Raw genomic sequence first — 16,982 nt, forward strand, 5'->3', positions numbered from 1 at the left:
CCCAGTTCTTTGAGGGATTCTAAAGGTTTTCATTTTGTTGACCAAGTTCTTTTTGAGCAATATATAAATTTCCTTGCTCGACTTGTTTCTGAGTAAGAACAGAATCACCTGCATACCCTTTTTCTGTTTTCACAGTTCTTTTTGAACGATTGGAATCTTTTTTCTTCATATAATATGTCACCTTTCCTTAAAAATAAACGAAAATGATGAGTACGAGTAACACCGCAGCAAAAATGGTAATGCCCATTAAAAACGAGGTGTTTTTATATTTAGGTGGCTTATGTACATCTTGCCGATATCCAGGTGAAATTTCAGGGGCGAATTCTTCATTGAATGCTTGCTTTTTTTCTTTTTCGTCCATATGTATCCACCTTTCTTTTTCATTATGTTATACGTTCAAAGAAAAAATATGCATGAAGAAAACAGCCGCTATATCATTAGCGGCTGTTTTGCGTTGTATATTTTCTCTGGACTTGAAAGAGACGGATAAGTAGGAAGCTAGCTCCAAATGCTAGACCGATAATAAGACCGATCCAATAACCTTTCGCTGCCCATTCCGTATAAGTTGCTAATATGTAGCCAAGAGGAAGACCGATTACCCAATAAGCAATTAGCGTCATAATTAAGGCGACATTGACATCTTTATAACCACGCAGTGCCCCTTGTACGGGAGTTGCAATTGCATCTGAAATTTGAAATAAAATCGCAAATATAAGAAATTCTTTTGCTAAATGATGAACTTGTATATCTGTCGTATAAATTGAAGCAATTGCATCATCAAAGAAGTAGAGAAGAATTGAATATAATAGGGCGAATGCAAGTGCTAAGCCAATCCCGATAAATCCATATTGTTTTGCGTTATTGTATCGCTTTGCTCCAACTTCAAATCCAACAGCGATGGTCATTGCCATTGCTAAACTTAAAGGAGTCATATATAACAAGGAAGCGAAGTTCATAGCTGCTTGATGAGCAGCGATTGTTGTCGTACTAAAATTACTCATCATAAGTGTCACTGCAGCAAAAATACTCGTTTCAAAAAAGATAGCAAATCCGATAGGGACGCCAAGTTTTAAGAATTCAGTCCAACTTGAAAGAGAAGGACGATATAATTGTTTAAATATATTGAAAGATGCGAAAGGCTCTTTCGTACGAATAATAATAACGGTAATAATTAAAATGCACCAATAGGTTGCTGCAGAAGCAATTGCCGCTCCAACACCACCGAGTTTTGGAAAACCGAAATGACCGAAAATTAATACATAATTCAATACTACGTTAATTGGTAATGATAGTAATGTAATAATCATCGTTGTGCGAGTTTTTCCTAATGCATCAATAAACCCGCGCAAAACAGTGTAAGTAAATAAAGGGATAATTCCAATTGCAATAATACTTAAAAATTGTGCCGCAATACGTTCCACAGGTTCTTCCAGGCGCATGCCGTTTAAAATAGGTGAAACAGCGAAGAAACCGATAAGGATGACCACGAAACTAGCACAAATTGCTAAATATACTGCTTGTATGACAACTTGGGGAACATCTTCTTTTTTCTTTGATCCAACGAGCTGCGCAACAATTGGAGTAGTAGCCATTAAAATTCCTGTTAATCCGGTACTAACGGGAAGCCATATACTTGTTCCGATAGCAACACCAGCTAAATCAATAGGACTTGCGTGCCCTGACATTGTCGTATCGAAAAAACTCATTGCAAATAATGACATTTGCGTTACGAAAATCGGGAAAAATAGTAATACAAATTGCTTTAATTTTTGTGAGAATGAATTAGTTTCCTTCATAAAATCCCCTTTCCGCTAAAAAAACAAACTCTTACTATCATACAATTTAATCAAAAAATAGAAAAGAAATACGCGCATACAACATGTACAATCAATAAAAAAAAGATGCACTTTAAAAGGGGATAAGGTATTATGATAAGGTGTGAAAAATTACATATTCGTTATTAAGGAGGCACTACTCGTGGCTGATTGGTTAATTGGAATAATCATGGGTGCTGTTGAAGGTTTAACAGAGTTTTTACCAGTTTCATCAACAGGACATATGATTTTAACAGGTCATTTACTTGGATTTGACGATGAGAGAGCGAAAGTTTTCGAAGTTGTTATTCAATTGGGATCGATTTTAGCAGTTGTTGTTATATTTTGGAAGCGTCTATGGTCTTTAGTAGGTATAGGGAAAGTAACAGAAGGACCATCGTTAAATTTATTACATATTATTATCGGGATGATTCCTGCCGGCGTACTTGGCGTATTGTTCCATAGCGCGATTAAAGAAGTTTTATTTGGGCCAGGCCCAGTTGTCATCAGTTTAGTGGCTGGTGGTATTTTAATGATTGTTGCTGAAAAGTTTTCGAAACCAAGTACAGCAAGAACATTAGATGAAATCACATATAAGCAAGCATTTACAATTGGAATGTTCCAATGTTTAGCGCTTTGGCCAGGATTTTCTCGTTCTGGATCTACAATAAGTGGTGGTTTATTAGCTCGCGTGTCACATACAGCGGCGGCTGAATATACATTCATTTTAGCAGTACCAATGATGGTAGCTGCAAGTGGTTTAGATTTAATTAAAAGCTGGGATATATTAAGTACGGCTGATATCCCATTATTTGCAACAGGATTCATTACAGCATTCGTTGTTGCGATGCTTGCAATTGTTTCATTCTTAAAATTATTAGCTCGTGTAAAACTAACACCGTTCGCTTACTACCGTTTCATTTTAGCTGCGGTATTCTATTTCTTCTTCATTATGTAATAAAAAAACTGCCGAGTTCGGCAGTTTTTTTATTTTACTACTTTTTCCATCATGCTTTCCATTACATGTTCCCAAAGAGTAGTATCATCCGCTAATGTGGCACGGAAATTAGCGTACATTTCTTTTTGTTTCTCTTCGAATGTTGGATCTTCTTTTTCAGGCAATGTAGCGCGCATTGAAGTTACTAATTCTTGTACTTTTGGAGCGCGTGGTCCCCAAACGGCTTGTTCATTTCCATCTTTATCAATGAAAATAAAAATTGGAATGGCACGTGCTGTTCCATTTGTTAAATATTGATCCATTAATTCTAAGTTTTCATCGCGAATTAATAATTTCATATCAATATTTGCAACTTCAGAAATTCGTTTCATAACAGGTACGCATAAAAGAGCGTCACCACACCAATCAGCTGTTAATACGATAACACGCCAGCCATCATTTTGGCGTTCTTCTAATACAGGAAGTAATTCATTTGGAATTAAAAAGTTATTGTAAATGTGTAGTAGCTCGTATTGATTGACTTTCATTTCATTCACATATGTATCAAAGGACATACCTTTATCAGCCCATTGTTGTAAGTTCATAAGTAACACCTCTTTAGTATGATTTGTTTTCATTGTACCAATTTTTATATAGAAAAGCTTGTATTCTTACTCTTTCTTGTCACTTAATAATTGATTTAATAGGAAAAAGAATAGTACGACACATAATTCAGTAAGATTGGACAGTTGTACGCTCTCTATCCAATCATCGGCAGTATGAATGACGAACCAATCTAGCGTAATTTCAATGATTGCAAAAAGAGTAATAGCCAGCCAATTTGGCATGTTTTTTGTCATTGGATATAGCAACGCCTTGAGGAAGCCGAAGATAAAGAATGTAATACCGTCTAAGAAAGTGATTAATAGAAAAAATAGAAGTAAAGCAGTGCGTGATCTATACTCTATACCTGTAATATGAAAGATTCCTACATATACAAAGAATATAAATGCAAAAGTTATAATGAGAAACAGAATAACAAAACCAATAATCAAAGTCTTATCTTTTAGATTGAGATTAGAAAATTTGTCTTCTTCACTCACTATTTCATCCCCTTTTTCTGGAAAATCAACTTTATTGTATCATGAAATATCTATTTAAAAACTACGAATTATGGGAAAATAAGGTGACAAAAAGTAAGATTTCATGTAAAATTATTAATAAGGTTTTTATTTAACTAAATGAAATAAAAGGGGCTGTCAAAGTTGTCTCAAAATCGAGAGCAATTAATGGAAGAACTATCGACAAATGTTTTTGCTATGTTCCGCACGTTGCGTAATGATATTGGAAAGATATTTGGTGGTTACATACCGTGGAATGAGTTCATTGTCCTTAGAATATTGAATCGTACGAATAAAGAAATGGTATCACGTGTAGCCAATGAGTTAAATGTGTCGAATAGTCATATTACAGCTGTTACAGAAAAATTAATTAATAAAGGTTTTGTAACTCGTTCACGTTCTACGTCAGATCGCAGAGTTGTATATTTGGAGATTACAGAACAAGGAAAAGATTTAGTTGCGAAAATGGAAGGGGAGAAAAAGAAATATTTACAAGAAAGATTCTCCGCGCTTTCAGAAGAAGAAATGAATATAATGATATCAATTTCTAAAAAACTTATTTAATTCATTACAAGTAAGAAAACGCTTACGTAATAAAGGAGAAGACCTTCCCTATGTGAGGAAGGTCTTCTTTCGTATGTAAAAGATTATAAAAAAGAAAATATGTAACATACTACTAGTAAGGAAGGGGGCAGACATATGACAAATCGAAATGGTAGTAAAGGGAGCGGAAATCAAGGCTCACCGAAATCAGGGCAATTTCAGCAAGAGTTTAGTACTGAATTTGAGACTGGTAATGATAATAAAGGAAAAGAATATCGTTCGAAAAAAGGAAGTAAATCAAAAAAGGAGTGAAATAATTCACTCCTTTTTTGATTTAAGATGCTGCGGATTGATCCGTATTATATTTTTCTTCTGATTTTGCGACGATCATTGCGCAAATTGCATCACCGGAAATATTTACAGCTGTTCTTGACATATCTAAAATGCGATCAATACCGATAATTAAGGCAATACCTTCTACGGGTAGATTTACTTGATTTAAAACCATCGTAAGCATTACAAGTCCAACACCTGGTACACCAGCAGTACCGATACTAGCTAGTACAGCAGTTAATACGACGACAGCTAATTGGGACATAGTAAGCTCAACTCCGTATACTTGAGCGATAAACACAGTTGCTACACCTTGCATAATGGCAGTACCATCCATATTAATTGTTGCACCTAGTGGTTGTACAAAAGAACTTATCGCTTTTGGAACGCCAAGTTTTTCTTGTGCTGTTTTCATTGCAAACGGAAGAGATGCATTAGAGCTAGATGTACTAAACCCAATTGCCATTACCGGTCCGAAATGTTTAAAGAAACGGACAATACTTTCTTTTGCTAATACCTTTAATAATCCGCCATAGACGAAGACGCCGTGAATAATAAGTACTAGCATAACGACAATCATATACTTGAACATCGCAGCGACGCCTGCAAGACCCATTTTACCAACGGATGAAGCGAGCAATCCAAATGTTCCGATTGGAGCTAATTTCATAACGAGATTAACAAGATACATCATTAATTCGTTGCCCTGTTCAAGTAATGAATGGATACCTTGAACTCGTTTTCCTAAAATAGCTATACCGAGTCCGATTAATACGGCAAAGGCAATAATTTGTAACATGTTTCCATCAGCCATCGCTTTTGCTGGGTTATCTGGTACGATATTTAGCAATGTATCGACGAAAGATGTTTCGGTTTTTGCCCCTTCATATTTAAGCCCTTCGGTTTTAAAGTTACCGCCAGATCCTGGTTGTATAATCAGTGCAAATGTAACTGCAATAGAGATGGCAACGGCTGTAGTTACAAGAAAGAATGAAATTGATTTTAAGCCGATTCTTCCAAGTTGTTTCGGGTCTCCAAGCCCAGCAGATCCAAGCACGATAGAAATGAATACAACAGGAACAACTAGCATTTTAATGAGGCGAATAAATAATTGACCAAGTGGATTGAACACATATTGATTTAATGGTTCAAAAATGGATGGTGCAGCTAAATTTAAAGTGAGTCCGACGACTAAACCGAGAAATAATGCGATTAAGATTGCTTTTGTTTGTTTCAATAAAACCCCCCCTTTATTTTTGTGAAATTACTTTCTACATTAATTGTACAGAAAAACCGCCTGTTTTGACAGTATTTTCTGAATATTTTGTATGAAAATATGTATTTAAATATAGATTGCTTTTGCTAAAGTAAGCAAAAAATTTGGGGAATTTAGTTAGAACACAAAGTAGACCATCACATAGGATGGTCTAGGGAAGGGGACAATTTATGTCAATTTAATTAGGGATGGAAGCTATTCAAAGACACTGGGGAATGTCTTATAAATTAGGGAGGAACAGCTTCGATACGTATACTATAAAAGTTGGATGTGACCCCCATGTGAACATAGAGTGAAAGAGAGAGGGAGTTTTAAATAGAAGATAGAGTAAATAAAAAAATAAGACCATCACAAATGATGGCCTAAGGAAGGGGACAATTTATGTCAATTTAATTAGGGATGGAAGCTGTTCAAGACACTGGGGAATGTCTTATAAATTAGGGAGGAACAACTTCGATACATATACTATAAAAGTTGGATGTGACCCCCATGTGAACATAGAGTGAAAGAGAGAGGGAGTTTTAAATAAGAGGTAGAGTAAACAAAAAATAAGACCATCACAAATGATGGCCTAAGGAAGGGGACAATTTATGTCAATTTAATTAGGGATGGAAGTTGTTCAAGACACTGGGGAATGTCTTATAAATTAGGGAGGAACAACTTCGATATATATACTATAAAAGTTGGATGTGACCCCCATGTGAACATAGAGTGAAAGGTATGAGAATTTGAGAAATGATACATATAAAATGATTGTTACGAGAGTTGTAGAGTACGAATAAATATAATAGAAAGTTTCTTGTCATAAAATGAAGTGGAGTTCGAGTATAAATAAAAGTTGAAATCTTTAAAAAAAAGGATTATGCTCAACTATATTATAAGAATATAAGGTTTATCCCGCTATGTAAGGTTTCTTATAAGCCTTTAGTTATGAGGGGAAAAGGGAGTTAGTGAACATGGAAGTAACAAAAAGACAAGGGCTGTATAATCGTTTTATACGATTAAATCCACCACAAATATTAGCACTAGGTTTTTTCTGCTTAATTCTGGTTGGCGGTTTGTTATTAAAGTTACCATTCGCAACGAAAGTACATATTAGTTGGGTAGATGCTTTCTTTACGGCAACGTCAGCAGCAACTGTAACCGGATTAGGAGTAGTAGATACTGCAAGTACGTTTACGATGTTTGGCGAGATTGTTATTATGTTTTTAATTCAAACAGGTGGTTTAGGTCTTATGACAATTGCCATTTTAATTGTTTGGGTATTAGGTAAAAAAATCGGGTTACGCCATCGATTATTAATCGGAGAGGCATTTAATCAGACAAATATAGGTGGTCTTGTAAAATTAGTAAAACGTGTCTTTATATTTTCAATTTGTATTGAATTGATTGGAGTTATCTTTTTATCATTTCGCTTTATTCCAGAGTTTGGCTTTGGAAAAGGTGTATACTATAGTATTTTTCACGTGATCGCATCATATAATAATGCCGGATTTGCTCTATGGCCAGATAATTTAACGAGGTATGTAGGAGATCCAATTATTAATATTGGGATCTGCTCTTTAATCGTAATAGGTGGTCTCGGTTTTACTGTATTAATTGATATATGGTATAGCCGGAGTTTTCGAAAATTATCGCTTCATTCCAAAATCATGATTGTTGGAACAGTAGCGCTAAATGTGATAGCGATGATTGTGATTTTTGTATTGGAATATAATAATGTGAAGACGTTGGGGAATTTACCTTTAAATGAAAAGTTATGGGCTTCTTTTTTCCAAGGTATTACTCCTCGCACTGCTGGATTTAATACAGTTGACTACGGGGGGATGGAAGAATCATCTATATTACTTACGATGGTTTTAATGTTTATTGGTGCAGGAAGTGTATCGACAGGTGGAGGGATTAAATTAACAACGTTTGTTATTTTAGTTACATCCGTCCTTTCTTTCTTTAGAAAAAAAGAGGAAATCGTTTTATTTCAGCGCACGATAAAAATGTCAACAGTAACGAGAGCGTTAGCCATTGCTGTTGCCAGTCAAATACTCATTTTTGCAGCAGTATTTGTATTAATGCTTACAGAAAACTTTAGTTTTATTCAGTTACTATTTGAAACAATTTCAGCGTTTGGAACAGTAGGGTTAACGATGGGGATTACTGCAAAGTTATCAGCGTTTGGAAAATGTATTATTATGTTTGTTATGTTTTGTGGATTAATTGGACCGTTAACACTTGTTTTTTCTTTAGCGCGACCAGCAAAACAAAAAATTAAATATCCATGGGAAGATGTATTTACAGGATAAGGTATCCCGCATAAGCGAGATACCTTTTTCTTTTTAAAAAAGGGAGAACAATAATCCGACAAGTGCTACTCGGAATAAAATTGCAATGAGTGCTGCAATTCCGCCGACAATCGCAGCGATACCACCAGTTACAGTAGCTCCGCGATTATAAGCGTAAATTCCTAGTAATACAGAAACAAGACCAAATAATGTTGGGAAGGTAAAGAGTGATAAGATAGATAAGGCAAGAGCGATAAAGCCAGCAGTTGATCCAGCGGCGGACGATCTTACATCATCTTTATTATCTTTCTCATCGTAATCATAATCAATGTGCTGTGGTGCAACCTCAGCTGCATATTCTTCTTTATAGTCACTATAATCACTATCTATTCTATCTCTTTTTTTATACTCATCAAATTTCTCAGTCAAAGTCATGACTCCTTTCATAACAAGGTTCAATAGTAGTATGCATCTCTTTTTCTTTTTTATCCCGCTATTGTAGCCCGTAAACATCTGATTGCTGATGGCTAATAATCAGTGGGGGATGAACAAAGCCCTGCTGATTAAAGTTTCACTTTATCCGAACGAGTACAAGGCGTAATTCCACTTAGAAGAGTAAAATTGTTTTTTTGAAATAGGAAAAGTTAGTATGACTTCCTCTATTTTGGAAAGTATAAAAAAGAATAATGAGGAAAGGGTGCAATACATAATGGAACATCCAATTGAAGATTTAATGAAAACAGCAATGACAAATTTAAAAGAGATGGTAGATGTAAATACGATTGTCGGAAGTCCAGTTTCAACAGCTGATGGAAATGTAGTATTAACAGTATCTCAAGTGGCTTTTGGTTTTGGTGCCGGCGGAAGTGACTTTAAAGGTGATTTTATTTCCGAAAAGCATAATAACGGACAAGGGCAGCATAAAGAGAAGAAGCAAAGCCATCCATTTGGAGGCGGAAGCGGGGCTGGGGTTTCTATTAGCCCAGTTGCTTTTTTAGTAGTCGGTTCGAACGGTGTGCAAGTATTACACCTCAATAGTAGTACACATTTAATTGAAAAGGCTTTAAATACGGTACCAAGCACTGTAGATAAATTTGTAAATGGTCGCCAAAAGTGAACTTGCATTTTTTAGGAATTATGATATATTAGAAAAAGTGCGCTTTAAGATGATCGGAATAATTGAACTGTAAATATATATGATGTGTGGAATAAGGGAGAGGAATTTATGATTAATATCAAAAACTTAGTAGTTGGCTTATGTATGTTAGTAAGCGGTTTTGTTGTATATGTAATAAAAGAAAAAGCTCCATTCTAAAACAGACAAACCGTTACTGTCTGTTTTTAATTTACAAAAAACGTTGACAAGTTATTGTATTAGTGTTAAAATTTTAATTCGTGTCTCGGTTACAGCTAGTGTAAAGTAAATAAATCTTATAAATATAATACGAAAAGTTTGCGAAAGATCGGGTAGTCTTACCAACAACTTTTGTGAACAAACCCTATAAATTATTATTGTAGGCTTTATATGTATACTAGTGAATCAAGGAGCGGTCAGTGGAACCGTAATGATGAGAGAGAGGTAGGGCTTTCATCCAGTATATGTTACTTTCCCGTTAGGTGAATATAAAAAAGAGGACTCCTTTTCAAAAGGAGCCCTCTTTCTTTTTGTATAATACATTTAAGTGCGGCTCTCTACTTGCTGACAAATTTCATCTGTTGTTAGACCATGAGCTGCAATTACCGATCCCTTAATTGATGCATCTGCAATACCCATCATATTAGAATCTTGCCCAGTTACAACACAACAATCGCACCCTTGTGCATCATGTTCGGAGCCCAAGGTAACAACTTCATGTCCCTGTTGCTGAAGAGCTTGTTGAACATCTGTTAATGAGTTTTCAACGCCAATTCTAGCCATAATTCTCACCTCCTACCATCTAGTTGCTAGTATGCTCAAGTCCACTGCATATATTTATGAAAAGACGGTAGGAAGTAAATCTTTGTTTAGTCGTTATATACACCAGTAAGCATTTGACTTACGAATTGATCGTTTAAAGTATCTTGGGCAGAAGAAGTATTTGAATGAATGTCAATTGAAGCAATAAAATTATTATGTTCTTTATTATTTGGTTCTACCTCTACATAATTATCGAATTTACAAAAACCTTTCGTATCCATTAGATCAAATAGTTGAAGCATTTCTACTACCTCTTGTCTCGTTCCTTTAATTTGTACACACGCCATATTGATTTCCTCCTTCATTTTGACAAATTGTTTTTTAAAAATAGGATTATGATTACGAAACGAAAAATATGAATGTTATTTTTAGACAGCGTTATTCTTATTATTTCCCCCCTTTTTCAGCAAAAGTCGTTATATATTCCCGAATTTATAAAAACGGACGTCCGTTTATTGAATACAATAGATTCGTATCAATTGATGAAAATCCTTCTTTTAAACAAATAATTTTTTTAGTAGAAATTGACGAAAAAAATTTTTTATTTTTTGTAAACGTTAACAATGCTGTTAAATCAATATAATCAAAGATGTACGTACGATTAAAAATTATAAATTTTCTAAAAATTAACTTGATTTATTTAGAAAGGAGAGTAAACTAGGAAACAATAAAAAATTCATAGAACATAGGAGGCGCTTTCCAGTGAACGAGCAATGGATTTTCTTAAATGGAGAATTTGTTCCAAAAGACGAGGCAAAAGTTTCAGTATATGATCATGGTTATTTATATGGCGATGGAGTATTTGAAGGAATTAGAGTATATAGCGGTAATGTTTTCCGTTTGAGAGAGCATCTTGTCCGGTTATATGAATCAGCAAAATCCATTATGTTAGAAATTCCATATTCTTTAGATGAAGTAACGAATATTGTTGTTGAGACGATTCGACAAAATAAATTATCTAATGGATACATTCGCCTTGTTGTATCGAGAGGAGCAGGAAATCTTGGATTAGATCCTGATTCTTGTAAGAAACCGAATGTAGTAGTAATTGCAGAACAACTATCTTTATTCCCGCAAGAATATTATGAAAAGGGGATTCCGGTTGTAACAGTTGCAACGCGCCGAAACCGTCCAGATGTTTTGTCGCCTCAAGTAAAATCTTTAAATTACTTAAACAATATTTTAGTTCGTATTGAAGCGAAATTAGCTGGAGTACAAGAAGCACTTATGTTAAATGATCAAGGATACGTAGCTGAAGGCTCAGGAGATAACGTGTTTATTGTAAAAGGAAATAAATTAATTACACCACCAAGTTCTGCTGGAGCGTTAGAAGGCATTACACGAAACGCTATATTAGAAATCGGTGAAAAACTTGGATATGACGTTAGAGAAGAGTTATTTACAAGGCATGATGTATATGTAGCTGATGAAGTATTTTTAACAGGAACGGCTGCTGAAGTAATTGCTGTTACGACAGTAGATGGTAGAACGATTGGTTTAGGGCAAACAGGTCCACATACGAATCGTTTATTAGAAGAATTCCGAAAGTTAGTTGTAGAAGATGGAGAGAAGATTTACGAAGAAAATAAAGTTGGATAACAACTCTTTATAACAATAAGAAAGCGTTGAGAGGGAGGAGTAGTTGATTGTGAAGCCTCACAGAGAGTCGGTGGTTGCTGAAAACCGATGGTTCACGTCGACGAACATCGCCCTTGAGTGCTAAGCTGAAGCATTTGTCTAGGCTTAGACGGTAGCTCCGTTATTAGCTAGACTCATTTATGAGTCACTGAGGCAAGAGTATTCTTGCGAAGAAGGGTGGTACCGCGAAATCTTTCGTCCCTTCAGCACATAGCTGGAGTGTGGACGTAGGATTTTTTTTATTGATAAAAATTTTCAAAAAGGGGGCTTATAAGAACAATGTCTTCAAAAACGGAAGAGAAACTGGCAACGGGTGCACAGCTATTGTTAGAAGCGTTAGAAAAGGAAGGAGTAGAAGTGATTTTCGGTTATCCTGGTGGTGCTGTTTTACCTCTTTATGATGCACTCTATGACTGTGAAATTCCGCATATTTTAACAAGGCATGAGCAAGGAGCTATTCACGCCGCGGAAGGGTATGCCAGAATTACTGGCAATCCAGGGGTTGTCATTGCAACGAGTGGGCCAGGTGCTACAAATGTTATTACCGGTCTAGCAGATGCGATGATTGATTCATTACCACTTGTTGTATTTACAGGGCAAGTAGCAACGACGTTAATTGGAAGTGATGCTTTCCAAGAAGCGGATATTATGGGGCTTACGATGCCAGTGACAAAACATAACTATCAAGTGCGAAAGGCTTCAGATTTACCTCGAATTATTAAAGAAGCATTTCATATTGCTAGAACAGGAAGACCAGGCCCAGTCGTTATTGACCTTCCGAAAGATATGGTAGTAGAGCAAGGAGAACGCTGTAATGACGTACAAATGGATTTACCAGGATACAACCCTAATTATGAACCAAATTTACTCCAAATAAACAAATTATTACAAGCAATTAGGGCTGCAAACAAGCCGTTAATTTTAGCTGGAGCAGGTGTATTGCATGCGAAGGCTTCGAAAGAGTTAACAAGTTTTGCTCGTAAATATGAAATTCCTGTTGTGCATACATTACTTGGTCTTGGTGGGTTTCCGCCAGATGATGAACTTTTTCTAGGGATGGGAGGAATGCACGGTTCTTACACAGCCAATATGGCGTTATATGAATGCGACTTACTTATTAATATAGGTGCAAGATTCGACGATCGTCTTACTGGGAATTTAGCTTATTTTGCTAAAAAGGCGACTGTTGCGCATATCGATATTGATCCAGCCGAAATCGGAAAAAATGTGCCGACTGAAATTCCTATTGTTGCAAGTGCTAAGCGAGCTTTGGAAGTATTACTTCAACCAGAAGGAAAGAAAGAAAATCATCATGAATGGATCTCTTTACTAAAGAGTAGAAAAGAAAAGTATCCATTTTCTTACAAACGAAATTCGGAAAGTATTAAGCCTCAATACGCAATTGATATGTTATATGAAATTACGAAAGGAGAAGCGATTGTAACAACAGATGTTGGGCAACATCAAATGTGGGCGGCACAATATTATCCGCTCAAAAATCCAAATAAATGGGTAACTTCAGGAGGATTAGGAACGATGGGATTTGGGTTTCCAGCAGCAATTGGTGCGCAAATTGCAAAGCCTGAGGAACTAGTTATTGCAATTGTCGGTGACGCCGGATTTCAAATGACCTTGCAAGAATTAAGTGTGTTAAAAGAACATTCGTTGCCTGTTAAAGTATTTATCTTAAATAATGAAGCTTTAGGAATGGTAAGACAATGGCAAGATGAATTTTATAATCAAAGATACTCACACTCTTTATTGTCGTGTCAACCAGATTTCGTCGCTCTTGCGAATGCGTATGGCATAAAAGGAGTTCGCATAGAGGATCCACTTCTTGCAAAGAAGCAAATACAGCAGGCGATTGAATTAAAAGAACCGGTCGTAATTGATTGCCGTGTACTTCAATCAGAAAAGGTAATGCCGATGGTTGCGCCAGGGAAAGGTGTTCACCAAATGGAGGGAGTGGAAAAAAGGTGAAGAGAATTGTTACAGCGACAGTTCGAAATCAAAGTGGTGTGTTAAACCGAATTACGGGTGTTATGACACGAAGACATTTTAATATTGAAAGTATTTCAGTAGGTCATACGGAATCATCGGACATATCGCGGATGACGATTGTTGTACACGTTGAAAATGAACAGCAAGTGGAGCAGTTAATTAAACAACTTCATAAGCAAATTGATGTTCTGAAAGTATCAGATATTACAGAAGAAGCGATGATCGCAAGAGAACTTGCACTTATTAAAGTAGCAACATCAGTAGCAAGAGCAGAATTATATAGTTTAATTGAACCGTTTCGAGCCGCTGTAATAGATGTTGGGAAGGATTCCATAGTTGTGCAAGTAACTGGTACGCAAGAGAAAGTAGAAGCATTAATTGAATTACTTCGTCCGTATGGTTTGAAAGAAATTGCTAGAACAGGTGTAACAGCATTTACGCGTAGTATGAAAAAACAAGATAAGCAAGTTATGTTAATTCAATAATCATTTAAATATAGGGGGAAATGAAAATGACAAAAGTTTATTATGAGAAAGATGTAACGGTAAATGTATTAAAAGAAAAGAAAGTAGCAATCATTGGATATGGTTCGCAAGGTCATGCGCATGCGCAAAACTTACGTGATAACGGATTTGATGTAGTAGTAGGTTTAAGAAAAGGGAAGTCTTGGGATAAAGCGAAAGAAGATGGATTTTCTGTATATACAGTAGCAGAAGCAGCGGAAAAAGCTGATGTAGTAATGATTCTACTACCAGATGAACTCCAGTCAGAAGTATATGAAGCGGAAATTGCGCCAAATTTAAAGGCAGGAAATTCTCTCGTTTTTGCACACGGATTTAATGTTCACTTTGATCAAGTGAAACCACCAGCTAATGTAGATGTATTTCTAGTAGCGCCAAAAGGGCCAGGTCATCTTGTGCGCCGTACATTTGCTGAAGGCGGAGCTGTTCCTGCATTATTTGCAGTATACCAAGATGCAACAGGAGTTGCGACTGAAAAGGCACTTTCTTATGCTGATGGGATTGGAGCGACGAGAGCTGGTGTATTAGAAACGACATTTAAAGAAGAAACAGAAACAGATTTATTTGGAGAGCAAGCTGTGCTTTGCGGCGGAGTAACTGCGCTAGTAAAAGCTGGATTTGAAACGTTAGTTGATGCTGGTTATCAACCGGAACTTGCATATTTTGAATGTTTACATGAACTAAAACTAATCGTTGACCTTATGTATGAAGGCGGACTTGAAAATATGAGATATTCAGTTTCAGATACAGCGCAGTGGGGCGACTTCGTATCAGGACCACGCGTTGTAACGGAAGATACGAAGAAAGCGATGGGTGCAGTGCTAGCAGAAATTCAAGATGGTACATTTGCAAGAGGCTGGATTGCAGAGCATAAAGCAGGAAAACCAAATTTCCATGCGACAAATGAGAAAGAGAATGAACACGAAATTGAAGTAGTTGGACGTAAATTACGTGAAATGATGCCGTTTGTACAGCCGCGAGTAAAGGCAGGGGTCAAATAATATGAAGCAGATTTTGTTCATGGATACGACGCTACGTGATGGCGAACAATCACCAGGAGTAAATTTAAATGAACAAGAGAAATTGCAAATTGCAAGGCAATTAGAGAGACTAGGTATTAATGTCATGGAAGCTGGTTTTGCAGCAGCTTCCGCAGGGGATTTTCAATCGGTAAAACGCATCGCAAATACCATTCAAAATGCTACAGTTATGAGTTTAGCTAGAGCGAAAGAAAGTGATATTCGAAGAGCATATGAAGCGGTGAAAGGTGCTGTATCTCCTCGTTTACACGTATTTTTAGCCACAAGTGATATTCATATGAAATATAAACTTTGTATGTCAAAAGAAGATGTATTAGATAGTATTCACCGCTCGGTTACACTCGGGAAATCATTATTTCCGACAGTACAATTTTCTGCAGAAGATGCGACAAGAACAGCAAGAGATTTTTTAGCTGAAGCAGTTGAAGTTGCGATTCGTGCAGGAGCGAATGTAATTAATATTCCAGATACAGTTGGATATACGAATCCAGAAGAATATTATTCTCTTTTTAAATACTTACAAGAATCCGTTCCTTCATATGAAAAAGCAATTTTCTCTTGTCATTGTCACGATGATCTTGGGATGGCAGTAGCAAATTCATTAGCTGCGGTTGAAGGCGGAGCGTTGCAAGTAGAAGGAACAATTAATGGAATTGGAGAAAGAGCAGGTAATGCGGCGCTAGAAGAGGTCGCAGTTGCTCTTCATATTAGAAAAGATTTCTATAAGGCGGAGTCTTCTATGACGCTAAAAGAAATTAAAGCGACGAGTACATTAGTAAGTAGATTAACAGGTATGGTTGTACCGAAAAATAAAGCGATCGTTGGAGCGAATGCATTTGCTCATGAATCCGGAATTCATCAAGATGGTGTTTTAAAAGAAGTGACAACATATGAAATTATTGAACCAGCGCTAATAGGCGAATCTCAAAATCTATTCGTACTTGGAAAACATTCTGGACGTCACGCGTTTACAGAAAAAATGAAAGAGCTTGGCTATGAATTTACAAAGGAAGAACGAGATGCGGTGTTTGAAGCGTTCAAAAAATTAGCTGATCGTAAGAAGGAAATTACTGAGGAAGATTTACGTGCGCTTATGCTTGGTGAAGCAGCATTTGCAGCTCAGCAATATAACATTACGCAACTACAAGTTCATTTCGTATCAAATAGTACACAATGCGCGACAGTTGTACTAAAAGACGAAGAAGGAAATGCATACGAAGATGCAGCCACTGGTTCTGGTAGTATTGAGGCGATCTATAATGCAATCCAAAGAATTTTAGGATTAGAATGTGAATTGGCGGATTATCGCATACAATCTATTACACAAGGTCAAGACGCACTGGCTCATGTTCATGTTGAATTAAAAGAAGGAACGCATCAAGTATCAGGTTTTGGTGTTGCGCAAGATGTATTGGAAGCGTCGGCAAGAGCATATGTCCATGCAGCAGGGAAATTAAAATCTCTGATAGCGCTTGTGAAATAAGTGTTTGATGGGTGAGGGAGAAGTTTCCTTACCTATCAA

At 36.4% G+C, this 16,982-nt stretch carries 21 protein-coding genes and 1 other annotated feature; of the genes, 12 read left to right on the forward strand and 9 right to left on the reverse strand.

Annotated elements, in window-relative coordinates:
• Positions 1-19 precede the first annotated feature (19 nt).
• The 3 genes from ABH961_RS02270 to ABH961_RS02280 all read right to left on the reverse strand — a co-directional run bounded on the left by ABH961_RS02270 (position 20) and on the right by ABH961_RS02280 (position 1,796).
• The gene (locus ABH961_RS02270) at positions 20-169 is read right to left on the reverse strand and encodes a hypothetical protein (RefSeq protein WP_098077861.1); all 150 of its coding nucleotides are present in this window, start codon (positions 167-169) and stop codon (positions 20-22) included.
• Positions 170-187: 18 nt separating this feature from the next.
• Positions 188-361 (reverse strand): 2-isopropylmalate synthase, encoded by a 174-nt coding sequence (locus tag ABH961_RS02275; protein ID WP_046958206.1) that lies wholly within the window; start codon positions 359-361, stop codon positions 188-190.
• A 76-nt stretch (positions 362-437) separates the two neighbouring features.
• Positions 438-1,796, reverse strand: coding sequence for an MATE family efflux transporter (locus ABH961_RS02280; RefSeq protein ID WP_098077864.1), 1,359 nt, complete (start codon positions 1,794-1,796; stop codon positions 438-440).
• 181 nt (positions 1,797-1,977) lie between these two features.
• Here ABH961_RS02280 and uppP point away from each other — a divergent pair, with 181 nt between their 5' ends.
• Positions 1,978-2,772 (forward strand): bacitracin resistance undecaprenyl-diphosphatase, encoded by a 795-nt coding sequence (gene uppP / locus ABH961_RS02285; protein WP_000796251.1) that lies wholly within the window; start codon positions 1,978-1,980, stop codon positions 2,770-2,772.
• Between the two features lie 29 nt (positions 2,773-2,801).
• On the opposite strand, the gene ABH961_RS02290 is transcribed toward uppP, so the two are convergent.
• Positions 2,802-3,389 (reverse strand): thioredoxin family protein, encoded by a 588-nt coding sequence (locus tag ABH961_RS02290; RefSeq protein ID WP_098068903.1) that lies wholly within the window; start codon positions 3,387-3,389, stop codon positions 2,802-2,804.
• Positions 3,390-3,422: 33 nt separating this feature from the next.
• The gene (locus ABH961_RS02295) at positions 3,423-3,854 is read right to left on the reverse strand and encodes a regulatory YrvL family protein (RefSeq protein ID WP_046958205.1); all 432 of its coding nucleotides are present in this window, start codon (positions 3,852-3,854) and stop codon (positions 3,423-3,425) included.
• Between the two features lie 162 nt (positions 3,855-4,016).
• On the opposite strand from ABH961_RS02295, the gene ABH961_RS02300 reads away from it, so the two are divergent.
• Positions 4,017-4,436: a MarR family winged helix-turn-helix transcriptional regulator gene (locus ABH961_RS02300; protein WP_000081442.1), complete on the forward strand. Its 420-nt coding sequence runs from the start codon at positions 4,017-4,019 to the stop codon at positions 4,434-4,436.
• Positions 4,437-4,571: 135 nt separating this feature from the next.
• Positions 4,572-4,727 carry a hypothetical protein gene (locus ABH961_RS02305; RefSeq protein WP_000184933.1) on the forward strand — a complete coding sequence of 52 codons (156 nt, stop codon included), beginning with the start codon at positions 4,572-4,574 and terminating at the stop codon, positions 4,725-4,727.
• Positions 4,728-4,749: 22 nt separating this feature from the next.
• Here the strand turns inward: ABH961_RS02305 and ABH961_RS02310 are convergent, their stop codons facing one another.
• On the reverse strand, positions 4,750-5,985 hold the full coding sequence (locus ABH961_RS02310) for a dicarboxylate/amino acid:cation symporter (RefSeq protein ID WP_000814822.1): 1,236 nt from the start codon (positions 5,983-5,985) through the stop codon (positions 4,750-4,752).
• A gap of 995 nt (positions 5,986-6,980) precedes the next feature.
• Here ABH961_RS02310 and ABH961_RS02315 point away from each other — a divergent pair.
• Positions 6,981-8,324, forward strand: coding sequence for a TrkH family potassium uptake protein (locus tag ABH961_RS02315; protein WP_098068902.1), 1,344 nt, complete (start codon positions 6,981-6,983; stop codon positions 8,322-8,324).
• 33 nt (positions 8,325-8,357) lie between these two features.
• On the opposite strand, the gene ABH961_RS02320 is transcribed toward ABH961_RS02315, so the two are convergent.
• The gene (locus ABH961_RS02320) at positions 8,358-8,750 is read right to left on the reverse strand and encodes an imidazole glycerol phosphate synthase (RefSeq protein ID WP_116442972.1); all 393 of its coding nucleotides are present in this window, start codon (positions 8,748-8,750) and stop codon (positions 8,358-8,360) included.
• Between the two features lie 202 nt (positions 8,751-8,952).
• On the opposite strand from ABH961_RS02320, the gene ytfJ reads away from it, so the two are divergent.
• Both ytfJ and ABH961_RS02330 read left to right on the forward strand, forming a co-directional pair.
• Positions 8,953-9,420, forward strand: coding sequence for a GerW family sporulation protein (ytfJ, locus tag ABH961_RS02325; protein ID WP_053078521.1), 468 nt, complete (start codon positions 8,953-8,955; stop codon positions 9,418-9,420).
• A 108-nt stretch (positions 9,421-9,528) separates the two neighbouring features.
• Complete coding sequence (locus ABH961_RS02330; protein ID WP_000608225.1) at positions 9,529-9,618, forward strand: hypothetical protein; 90 nt, start codon at positions 9,529-9,531, stop codon at positions 9,616-9,618.
• Positions 9,619-9,981: 363 nt separating this feature from the next.
• On the opposite strand, the gene ABH961_RS02335 is transcribed toward ABH961_RS02330, so the two are convergent.
• Both ABH961_RS02335 and ABH961_RS02340 read right to left on the reverse strand, forming a co-directional pair.
• The gene (locus ABH961_RS02335) at positions 9,982-10,221 is read right to left on the reverse strand and encodes a YkuS family protein (RefSeq protein WP_000101010.1); all 240 of its coding nucleotides are present in this window, start codon (positions 10,219-10,221) and stop codon (positions 9,982-9,984) included.
• 86 nt (positions 10,222-10,307) lie between these two features.
• Positions 10,308-10,547, reverse strand: a complete 240-nt coding sequence (locus tag ABH961_RS02340) for a DUF3911 family protein (protein ID WP_000752504.1) — start codon at positions 10,545-10,547, stop codon at positions 10,308-10,310.
• A 68-nt stretch (positions 10,548-10,615) separates the two neighbouring features.
• On the opposite strand from ABH961_RS02340, the gene ABH961_RS02345 reads away from it, so the two are divergent.
• From ABH961_RS02345 to leuA, 6 genes are all read left to right on the forward strand, one after another.
• Positions 10,616-10,843 carry a hypothetical protein gene (locus ABH961_RS02345; RefSeq protein ID WP_098077867.1) on the forward strand — a complete coding sequence of 76 codons (228 nt, stop codon included), beginning with the start codon at positions 10,616-10,618 and terminating at the stop codon, positions 10,841-10,843.
• 119 nt (positions 10,844-10,962) lie between these two features.
• Entirely contained in the window at positions 10,963-11,859 is an 897-nt protein-coding gene (gene ilvE, locus ABH961_RS02350; RefSeq protein ID WP_048544941.1) for a branched-chain-amino-acid transaminase, read from the forward strand.
• A gap of 17 nt (positions 11,860-11,876) precedes the next feature.
• Positions 11,877-12,104: a binding site (T-box leader), on the forward strand.
• Between the two features lie 73 nt (positions 12,105-12,177).
• Entirely contained in the window at positions 12,178-13,878 is a 1,701-nt protein-coding gene (gene ilvB / locus ABH961_RS02355; protein ID WP_098077870.1) for an acetolactate synthase large subunit, read from the forward strand.
• A complete protein-coding gene (gene ilvN, locus ABH961_RS02360) occupies positions 13,875-14,384 on the forward strand; it encodes an acetolactate synthase small subunit (protein ID WP_000822948.1) in 510 nt (169 codons plus the stop codon). Before ilvB ends, ilvN begins: the two co-directional genes overlap by 4 nt.
• Before the next feature lie 20 nt (positions 14,385-14,404).
• Entirely contained in the window at positions 14,405-15,421 is a 1,017-nt protein-coding gene (ilvC, locus tag ABH961_RS02365) for a ketol-acid reductoisomerase (RefSeq protein WP_098077872.1), read from the forward strand.
• Between the two features lies 1 nt (position 15,422).
• Positions 15,423-16,943 (forward strand): 2-isopropylmalate synthase, encoded by a 1,521-nt coding sequence (gene leuA / locus ABH961_RS02370; RefSeq protein WP_098077874.1) that lies wholly within the window; start codon positions 15,423-15,425, stop codon positions 16,941-16,943.
• Positions 16,944-16,982 lie beyond the last annotated feature (39 nt).

The organism is Bacillus sp. RC251, assembly GCF_044908765.1.
Classification (GTDB): Bacteria; Bacillota; Bacilli; order Bacillales; family Bacillaceae_G; genus Bacillus_A; species Bacillus_A wiedmannii.